Below are 265 nucleotides of genomic sequence, written 5' to 3' on the forward strand. Positions count from 1 at the left end.
GAAGCATTGCCAGTTCTACGTATTGATGAGCCTACTCTTGAAATGACATTTAAAGTTAACAATTCTCCATTTGCTGGCCGTGAAGGTGACTTTGTAACAGCACGTCAAATTCAAGAACGTTTAAATCAACAATTAGAAACAGATGTATCTTTGAAAGTTTCTAACACAGATTCTCCAGATACATGGGTAGTTGCTGGTCGCGGTGAATTGCATTTATCAATCCTTATTGAAAATATGCGTCGTGAAGGTTATGAATTACAAGTTT

Annotated in this window: 1 pseudogene; it reads left to right on the forward strand. The window is 36.6% G+C overall.

Going from position 1 to position 265, the window contains the following annotated elements:
- A pseudogene (locus F1003_RS18815) lies at nucleotides 1–265 on the forward strand (translational GTPase TypA); the annotation flags it as partial.

The organism is Winogradskyella ouciana (assembly GCF_009709615.1).
Lineage (GTDB): Bacteria > Bacteroidota > Bacteroidia > Flavobacteriales > Flavobacteriaceae > Winogradskyella > Winogradskyella ouciana.